This window comes from Candidatus Omnitrophota bacterium (assembly GCA_040755155.1).
GTDB lineage: Bacteria > Hinthialibacterota > Hinthialibacteria > Hinthialibacterales > Hinthialibacteraceae > JBFMBP01.
Genome location: JBFMBP010000032.1, coordinates 97264 through 106142 on the forward strand (window position 1 = coordinate 97264; position 8879 = coordinate 106142).

The 8879-nt window shown below is 50.6% G+C and carries 7 protein-coding genes; 4 read left to right on the forward strand and 3 right to left on the reverse strand.

The annotated features are described in order from the left end of the window. The first annotated feature begins 380 nt into the window (after window positions 1–380). Together AB1656_03955 and AB1656_03960 are read left to right on the forward strand one after the other, a co-directional pair. Window positions 381–563 carry a hypothetical protein gene (locus AB1656_03955; protein MEW6234517.1) on the forward strand — a complete coding sequence of 61 codons (183 nt, stop codon included), beginning with the start codon at window positions 381–383 and terminating at the stop codon, window positions 561–563. A gap of 72 nt (window positions 564–635) precedes the next feature. After that, window positions 636–767, forward strand: a complete 132-nt coding sequence (locus AB1656_03960) for a hypothetical protein (GenBank protein ID MEW6234518.1) — start codon at window positions 636–638, stop codon at window positions 765–767. A 213-nt stretch (window positions 768–980) separates the two neighbouring features. Here AB1656_03960 and AB1656_03965 read toward each other — a convergent pair whose 3' ends face one another. The 3 genes from AB1656_03965 to AB1656_03975 all read right to left on the reverse strand — a co-directional run bounded on the left by AB1656_03965 (window position 981) and on the right by AB1656_03975 (window position 4691). Then, window positions 981–2075 (reverse strand): Gfo/Idh/MocA family oxidoreductase, encoded by a 1095-nt coding sequence (locus AB1656_03965; protein MEW6234519.1) that lies wholly within the window; start codon window positions 2073–2075, stop codon window positions 981–983. 209 nt (window positions 2076–2284) lie between these two features. Continuing rightward, the gene (locus AB1656_03970) at window positions 2285–3331 is read right to left on the reverse strand and encodes a Gfo/Idh/MocA family oxidoreductase (GenBank protein ID MEW6234520.1); all 1047 of its coding nucleotides are present in this window, start codon (window positions 3329–3331) and stop codon (window positions 2285–2287) included. Between the two features lie 88 nt (window positions 3332–3419). Continuing rightward, entirely contained in the window at window positions 3420–4691 is a 1272-nt protein-coding gene (locus tag AB1656_03975; protein MEW6234521.1) for a DegT/DnrJ/EryC1/StrS family aminotransferase, read from the reverse strand. Window positions 4692–5278: 587 nt separating this feature from the next. Between AB1656_03975 and AB1656_03980 the strand changes: the two genes are divergently transcribed. Together AB1656_03980 and AB1656_03985 are read left to right on the forward strand one after the other, a co-directional pair. Beyond that, on the forward strand, window positions 5279–6685 hold the full coding sequence (locus tag AB1656_03980; protein MEW6234522.1) for a neutral/alkaline non-lysosomal ceramidase N-terminal domain-containing protein: 1407 nt from the start codon (window positions 5279–5281) through the stop codon (window positions 6683–6685). 178 nt (window positions 6686–6863) lie between these two features. Continuing rightward, window positions 6864–8678 carry a DUF362 domain-containing protein gene (locus AB1656_03985; protein MEW6234523.1) on the forward strand — a complete coding sequence of 605 codons (1815 nt, stop codon included), beginning with the start codon at window positions 6864–6866 and terminating at the stop codon, window positions 8676–8678. Window positions 8679–8879 lie beyond the last annotated feature (201 nt).

An 8879-nucleotide genomic window follows, 5' to 3' on the forward strand; every position in this document is an offset into this window, starting at 1 on the left:
CGAGGCGAAAGCCGAGGCGCTTTGTTTCGCCGGTGATCCCCCTTCGAAGTTCTTTTCTTGTTCCGCTTGTTTATGCAAGGGATGTTTCAAGGGCAGAAACAACCTTGCTCTTGCCACCCTGCCACCCCGCCGTTCCCCATTTTTAATCCATCGCTAATGAAATCCTAACGAATTTTTAACATAACCAAGAAACAATTTAACTATCGAGCCTCTTGCAAAACTCCATAATTCCTCCCCCATGCTTGGGGAGGTTAGGAGGGGGTTGCTTTAAGTCTAACATAATCAACCCCCCTCTAACTCCCCCCAAGCTTGGGGGGAGAATTTAAAAGCGGATTTTATTAATTTTGCAAGAGCCTCTATCGTAAAAAAGGAGAAAATAAATGTTCTTCAAGAGGATGCTTGTCAAAGGATTGATTGTATCGTTTGCCGCCATGACCGCTCTTACTTCTGCCGCACAAGTGAAAGTGGATGCGAAACTGCCGAAATATAAACCCGTCAAGGGCGTAAACGGCGTTATCAAGAGCGCAGGCTCCGATACGATGAACAATCTTATGACTTTGTGAGCGGAGGGATTCCAAAAGCAATATCCCAACATAAAACCCTAAATCGAGGGCAAAGGCTCTGGAACCGCTCCCGTGGCGTTGTTCGAAGGCGCGGCGATTTTCGGACCGATGAGCCGCGACATGAAGGATAAAGAGATCGACGATTTCGAAAGGAAATTCGGCTATAAATCCACGCAACTGCCTACTTGTTTGGATGGTAAATAACTATAAAAGATTGCTTGACATCATTGAGGAGATGACATTTCTCAACATGATCCTTTTGAAAGAAAATATCGACGGTGATTTACCCTAAGAACTTTTGACTGTCGAGTTCATAATAAGAATGGAATATTTTCATCTCATCCGGCAGACGAGAATTTTCAACGATGGATAACAGAAAATTTCCATAAAAAATGCATTACGCGCCGCGCGGCGATATTATGGCATCGGCAGCGTTATCGGTTGGCCGATTTCGTAACATTTTTGCGCCGCAAGGGCGATTTCGTGGGTGTGGATGGCGTCTTCCAGGTTGCAATGCGATTCGCGGTTGTTTTGAATGCACTCGACGAAATGGTCCATTTGGGCTTGGAAGGGATGGTGCGAGACGTCCGAACTGTCGGGCAGGATGGAGGGAATCTCGATCCAGCCTTTCTGGCCGGGGAATTTATGCGACCAGAGGCGATTGTCTTTAACCGTGCCTTGATCTCCAAAAATTTCCACGGGGAAGGTATAGGGCATGATGCAGTCGAAATTGGCAGTAACTTTGCCGAGGACGCCATTGTCGAATTTCAATAAAACGACTTCCAAGCCTTCGTATTCCAACGGCGGCTTTCCGTCCGACCAGGCGCCAGTGAAATAGTTATATTCCCGTTCCGATCCTTTGCGCCATCCTCCGCGATAGGCGAAGACTTCGGAGACGCGGGCGGCGCCATGGCGTTCCGGCGAGGCGAACCAGCGGGCGGCGTCGAGGGCGTGGCAACCCGCGACCATCATGGCGCTGACGCCGTATTCTTTGCGGCGGGCGTCGCCGAATCCCGACCACCAACTGGCGATATTGGATTGATAATCCGTTTCGACGTAATAAATATTGCCAAGCGCTCCATCGGCGATCAGCGATTTGACGGTTTCGAAAAAGGGATTCCATCGCAGAACGAAACTAACGATGGTTCTTACTTTCGCTTGCTTTACCGCTTCGCGCATGGCGTACATCTCTTCCAGCGTATTGGCGATGGGTTTTTCGATGACGATATGCTTGCCCGCCTTGGCGGCCAGGATCGCGTTTTCGGCGTGAACATGCTGGGGAGTGCAGACGGAAACGATGTCGATTCCTTCTTGCTGCAAGGCTTGTTCGTAATCGGTATAAAGGCGGACGTCTTGCAAACCCGCTGCTTCAGCCCGTTGTTTGGCGCTTTCCAGCCTGCGGCTGGATATGGCGGCGATATAAGTATGGGGATTGTTTTGAAATGCTTTGATATGCTCGCCAGAAACCCATCCCGCTCCATGAATTAATACCCCCAGTTGCTTTTGCGGCATTGCGATTCTCCTTTTTTTGATAATGAACGATTAACTCATGTTACGCATTTCTATTCCCTCGTCCTTTGGGAGAGGGTTAGGGTGATGGGCTTTAAGTCCAATCGAATCAACCCTCACCTGACCTCTCCCAATCTTGGGAGAGGAATTGTAAAAGACGGTAAATTCCAAGAAAAATGACCATCGCGCGTAACATGAGCGATTAAGAATAATTATTCCGATAAAGGCAATTCGACTGCTTGCCCGGTTCTCGCCGATTCGTAACACGCCGCAAGAACCTCCTGGCTCCACAACCCGGCGGCGGCGCCCACTGGTGGCTTGACGTTATCGAGAACTGCTTGCGAAAACGCTTCCACCTCGGCGCAGTAGGTATTGACGGGAGACGGCTGGATACGCAAGACGTTTCCATCGCAGCGGATTTGCTGCGCATCGTAATCTTTGTCCGAATCGGGCAAGATGGCCGTCATCTCTCCCGCTTCGCTCTGCCCGATGGTTCCTTCGGCGAGAAGGCTTCCCTGAGAGCCATACAATTCCAGGCGGTTTTTGGAACTATCGTCCGGGATGCAAAAGCAAGCGTCTACTATCCCTTTAGCGCCGTTGCGAAATTCTAAAAGAACCACGGCGGCGTCTTCGCTGGCGTAATTGTGAACTAAATTGCCGATGAAACAAGATACTTTACGAACGGGACCGAAAAACACTTCCAGAAGGTCGATGCAATGGCCGCCCATATCGATAAGGCTGCCGCCGCCGCCCTGTTGAGGATTCTGCCGCCAGGCGCCCGCTATGGAAGGATACCAGCAAGAGAGTTGCGCCCGTCCCAAGACGGGAGTTCCCAGCCTTCCCTCGCGAACGATTTTCAAAGCTGCCTGGTGATAGGCATGGAAGCGCATCATAAAGCCGACGCCCAGTTTGACGACTTGTTCCGCGCAGGCGTCGATGATGCGCTGGCTTTCTTCAACGGTTAAGCCCAAAGGCTTCTCGCAGAAAACATGTTTGCCCGCGCGGGCGGCGCGGATGGCTTGCTCGCAATGTAAATCCGCCGGAGTGGCGATATAGACGATATCGCAGCCGCTGGCCAGCAGTTCATCTTCTGATGCGCAGGCTTGCGCGCCGAATTTTTCGGCAACGCGGAGATTGGCTTCCCGATCGATATCGTAGACCGCCGTCAATTCGGCGTTGTTAGTTTGGATTATTCCTTCCGGGATAGTGCGGCGGCTGGCGATGCCGCCGGAACCGATGACGCCCCATTTGGTTTTCATGATAGTTCTCCGTGGTTTTATTAATTCATGTTACACGCGAAGGGCTTGTTCAAGGGCAGATAAAAACCTCGCCCTTGCCACCCCCTCATTAAGAATAGGCTTCGATGACTTTGCGGATGCCGCTGGCGATGGCGCGCATGAGTTCTTCTTCATACGTTGGAAAGATGAAGGTGATGAAAGTGCGTTTTTGATGCCATTCGGCGTTGGGAACTTCTACTTTGGAGTAATCCACGGATTCGGGATAGGTATATTCCCGGCTTTCGAAGGGGAATTTGGAATCGCCGATGCCGTTATGCTGGACGTACGCCTGTTCCGTATGGCATTGGGGCCAAAAGACTTTCCAACAGGGAACGCCCTCGGCGCCGAGAGCCGTTAGGAACGTTGGTATGTCGCACTGCATATTGTCGATGTCCAAGGTGATAGGAAAGACGTACCATCCATTGCGGCGTTCGGGCGTATCGACGGGGAGATAGAGTATCTGCGGAACGCCATGCAGCGCGTCGAGGAGAATTTGAGCGTTGCGGCGGCGGCGCGGCATATTCCAATCGTCGATGCGCTCCAATTCGCATAGGCCGATGACCGATTGCATTTCGGTCATGCGGTAGTTCCAGCCGACTTGGGTGTGAATGTAAGGCAGTTTTTGCTCCAGTTCTAGCAATCGCAGGCGCTCTTTCACGTCGTAGCCGTGATCGCGGATACTGCGGCAGCGCCAAGCGGTTTCTTCGTCGTCGGTGGTAACCATGCCGCCTTCGCCGCCGGTGGTGAAGGTTTTGTTTTGGCAAAAACTGCAAGCGGCGGCGTGGCCGAGGCTTCCTGTTTTCTTGCCTTTGTATACGCCTCCATAGGCTTCGGCGTTGTCTTCGATGACGAAAAGGTTATGTTCGCGCGCTAGATCGAGTATGGGATCCATGTCGGCGACGTTGCCGTAGAGATGCACCGGCATGACGGCCTTGGTGCGGTTGTTGATCAACTTACGCGCCGATTCGACGCTGAGGCAATGATCTTCCTTATTGACGTCGGCGAAGCGGGGAATGGCGCCCGCCTGTACGATGGAAAAGGACGAAGCGATGAAGGTGTAGCTAGGGACTATCACCTCGTCGCCGGGGCCGATCCCCAAACTCGCCAAAGCCGTATGCAAAGCGCTGGTGCCGTTGGTGGTGCTGATGGCGAAACGGGTTCCCGTCCATTCGGCGAATTTTTTTTCGAACTCCATGCCCTTGGTTCCAGTCCAATAATTGACGCGGCCGGTTTTCAATGGTTCGAGTACGGCTTGCAGCGTTTTTTCATCAAATGACGGCCAGCCGGGAAGAGGACATTGAATAGTCTTGGGACCACCATGAATAGCGAGTTCTTCTTTCATTGCGAACGTTCCTTTCCATTGGAATCGCGCTCTTGGAAGATTGGCGTTGAGATTGATCCTAACAATAGAAAAAAAACAAAGCAATTTAAATGGGGATGGAAGAATATCGGAAAAGGATTTTTTTTATTACAATGCGGCCAGGCGCAGAAGAAAGGAACATCCACCTCATGAAGTCATGTTGCGGGAAAAGGGAAATTAAAGGAATCTAATACAACCGTCGCTTGAATCACGAAAAAGCGAAATGAAAAAGAAAAACACGAATAAAAGCAGAAAAAACGTTGGCTGAAGAGATTGCGCCGTGAAAAGTTTTTCCGCGTAATCAATAATGAATCTCTTAAATCCTAGATGCAAAAATTTCGTGGAATTTAAGTTTTAGTGTTTTCGCGATTCAAAAACGCGGCAAAAAATGAAACCTCTGCGCCTCTCTTGAACGGTTTTTTATAATTAGAAAAGAAATATCAATCCCGAAGGCGAGAGTTCATTGGCTGCAAAACAGAGTAATTGAAAAGGAAGGAAACGAGACAATGATAAAACGCAATTTCAATTTCAGAAAGATATTTGATTTCGGTTTTGGAATTGTTCTTTTATTGGCAAGCATCTCATTCGGTTTTGCCGAAGATGGAACAAACGCCAAAACCTTGCTGGCCGGAGCGGCGAAATCCAATATTACTCCTATGTTGGACGTTTCGCTGGCGGGTTGGATGACGGATCGGACCGCTTCCCATATTCACGATGATTTATACGCCCGCTGTCTGGTGCTAAATAATGGAGAAGCGGAAATCGCCATTGCGATCTGCGATCTGCTCGCCATTGGCCGCGAACAGGCCGACGAGGCAAAGCGGCTCATCCAAAAACATACTGGTATTCTTCCCGAACGCATTCTTATCGCCGCCACGCATACGCATACCGGACCCACGACAGCTCACGTTTTTCAAAGCGAGCCGGATAAGGAATATATCCGCTGGTGCGCGCAGCGCATCGCCGACGGCGTGCGGCGGGCGAAAAACAACCTGCGGCCCGCCCGTATCGCTTGGGGCGCGGGAAATGAGGAGAGCCTGGTTTTCAATCGGCGTTATTTCATGAAGCCGGGAACCATGCCGGAAAATCCTTGGGGACGGAACGACGATCTGGTCAAGATGAATCCCGGCTACGATAATCCCAATGTGGAAAAACCGGCGGGGCCGGTCGATCCCCAATTGTGCGTAATCGCTATCCAAGACTTGGAAGGATATCCTATCGCCGTCCTGGGCAACTACGCGCTGCATTATGTGGGCAGCGAAAATGGAAACGAGGTCAGCGCCGATTATTTCGGTATGTGGGACGATCTTGTAGAACGGGAACTGGCGCCGGTAAAGAATTCGGAGAAGCCGCCTTGCATTGCGATTCTGACGAATGGAACTTCGGGCGATATCAATAATATAGACATTCATAAACGAGTTAAGCCATCTTATCCTTACGATCAGATGAATCAGGTCGCCCGCATCGCGGCGGCGAAGGCGCTCAAGGTAATGGAGAATATGGAATATCGCGACTGGGTTCCTTTGGATATAAAAGAAAAATGGCTGGAAACCGGCGTTCGCAAGCCATCCGCCGATGAAATTGAGGAAGCGAAAAACATTTTGCAGCAGGCGGGATCCGAGATAAAAACTCTGCGCCAAATTTATGCGCGGGAATCAGTGTTGATGGCGGATTGGCCGGAAAAGGTGGAAATTCCCGTTCAAGCGCTGCGAATCGGGGACGCTGGAATCGCAACCCTTCCGGGCGAGGTTTTTGTGGAATTAGGGCTGGAAGTGAAAAAGAAGAGTCCCTTCCTGCTTACGTTTTGCATCGAATTGGCGAACGCTTACGACGGCTACATCCCTACCGCTGCCGCTCACCAACAGGGAGGCTATGAAACCTGGCGCGCCCGATCCAGCTTTCTCGCGCCGGATGCGGGAGCGAAAATCGTTGCGGCGGCGCTCGATATGTTGGAACAAATTCATGGAGATAAATGACTCATTTCTTTGAGACAATTTGCGATATAGCGTAATTTCAAAAGAAACGAAGCCCACAATAAAGTCCGAATTAGGGATGCTAGAATAAACGGATGATGAGGATATTTTTTATCCTCTTTAATCTTGAAAATCCTGACCATCTTGATGCAGACATTCTTTAACAAGGAGCCATCATCTCATGCTTTCATCACCGAACGCTAAAAAATATATCGTCTATGCCGCTTGCTTTATCGTTCTCGCCGTTTTGATTGGGATCGATCTGGCCAATTCGCTGCAAGGCGCGGCCTGGGTGACGGCGATTCCCGTTTCCCAATTGAAAAACGACGGACTGCCGCCGGAATATTCCACGAAAGTCGCACTCGTCCGTTCTGACGATTCCAAACTGGCCGAACCAGCGCCTCTTAATACAGTATTATCCTATAGCCGGATACTGAATATGGTATATGAAGTTTTGGACTTGTCGGGCGACTTGAAGCCTCTCCTTTTTCCCGGCGCCAAGGTTGTTATCAAGCCTGATATCGTTGAATTAGCCGAACGGACCAATGGCGTCAATACCGATCCTTTCGTTGTAGAGGGATTGATTCGCTGGATGGAAGAACAAATGCCGGGCAGTCTGAATTATACCGTGACAGAAGGGCCGGGCGGTTGGCTGGCGGATACCTGGCGCAATACGAAATACAACACAGGCCGCGCATCCGTCGCCGACGGCTTCGCCATAGCGGGTTATACCGCCATGATCCAGAGGCTGGCCAATGACGGTATTGCGGCGAAAATTGTCGATTCCAATTTCGGTACTCTAGAAAATCCCTTGCAAGGAATCCGCTTGGTTCCCGTTCCCGAATTTATGGATTTTCCCGAATATCCATCTTATTGGGTGCACGAAGTTTATCTCGACGCCGACGTGTTGATTAACGTTCCCGTGATGAAAATGCACACGCCCCAGATTACCATTTGCCTCAAGAATTACATCGGCATCGCCGCCGGCGCCCGATATGGAACCGATAAAGGAGCGGGCGGTTTTGAGCCGGGCGATCCCATCGGCTTGCATCAGGGATGGCCGAAGCGAAATTCCGTAGAGCTGGAACTCGTCGATCTGGCTTCCATCGCTCCCTCCGATTACTGCTTGGTTGACGCTATCGTTTGCAAAGAGCGTCACAAAACCGCTACGGATCCCTCCGTTCGCCGCAATATGGTCGTCGCCGGGACCGATATGGTCGCCGTGGACGCCGTTTGCGCCCGTTTGATGGGACTGAATCCCGACAACATCCCGCAACTCTGGGACGCCTCCCGCGAGGGATTGGGGGCGATGGATGAAAAGCAAATCGCCATGGTCGGAGAACATTCCATCGAGGATTCGATGTATTACTTCGAACGATCCAAAGATAATTTTCAGGGGGGACGGGGCCACTTCAGCATGAACAACCGAATTTGGCTGCTCAATTCCGGCGATGTCAGCGATCTTTCCATTCAACATTTGGGAATGCCCGACGAAAACATTATCGCTACTCCCAACGCTGGGGGATGGACGGAGCCAATCTGTTTTTCCGACGATTATATCGATTTCGAAGCGTGGTATGGTCCCGCCGACAGTAAGGTCTATTACGCTTTCTGTTGGGCGACCGTCCCCGAAGAACAAGACGCCGAACTCTGGATTTCCCACGATGAACCTTGCGCCGTATGGATTGGCGGCGTAAAAGTCTACGAATCGAAAACTGCGTACAAAGAACCCGCTTTGCCCGTCCAATCTTCTGGAATTGTTCACTTGGCGAAAGGCCGTCAGCCCCTGCTCGTCAAATTGGCGGATAGAACGAAATCCGCCCCGTTCGTTTTGAATTTATGCCGCATCCTTCCTTCCACTCTTCCCGAAGGGAAGGCGACTTATCCCAACTTGCGCATCGTAAACAACTATCGCCGTTATGAAGGAACCCGCGTATTCGGCCTGAAATTCGACGCCAATGGAGAGACGGATATTCCTTCCTGGCGGAGTTATTGACAAGTTAACGGAGTCAAGCGGTTCGACTCTATACAAACGAGCTTCTTGCAAAACTATATTATTCCTCCCCCAAGCTTCAAGGATTTATAAGCCCTAATTAATTGGACTGTTGGGGGAGTTTGTTCGTATCTTGATGGATATTTTTACTAGGTTATTTACACCAACCCCGATTTTTGTCTAATTAAATATGGCGGAATAAAT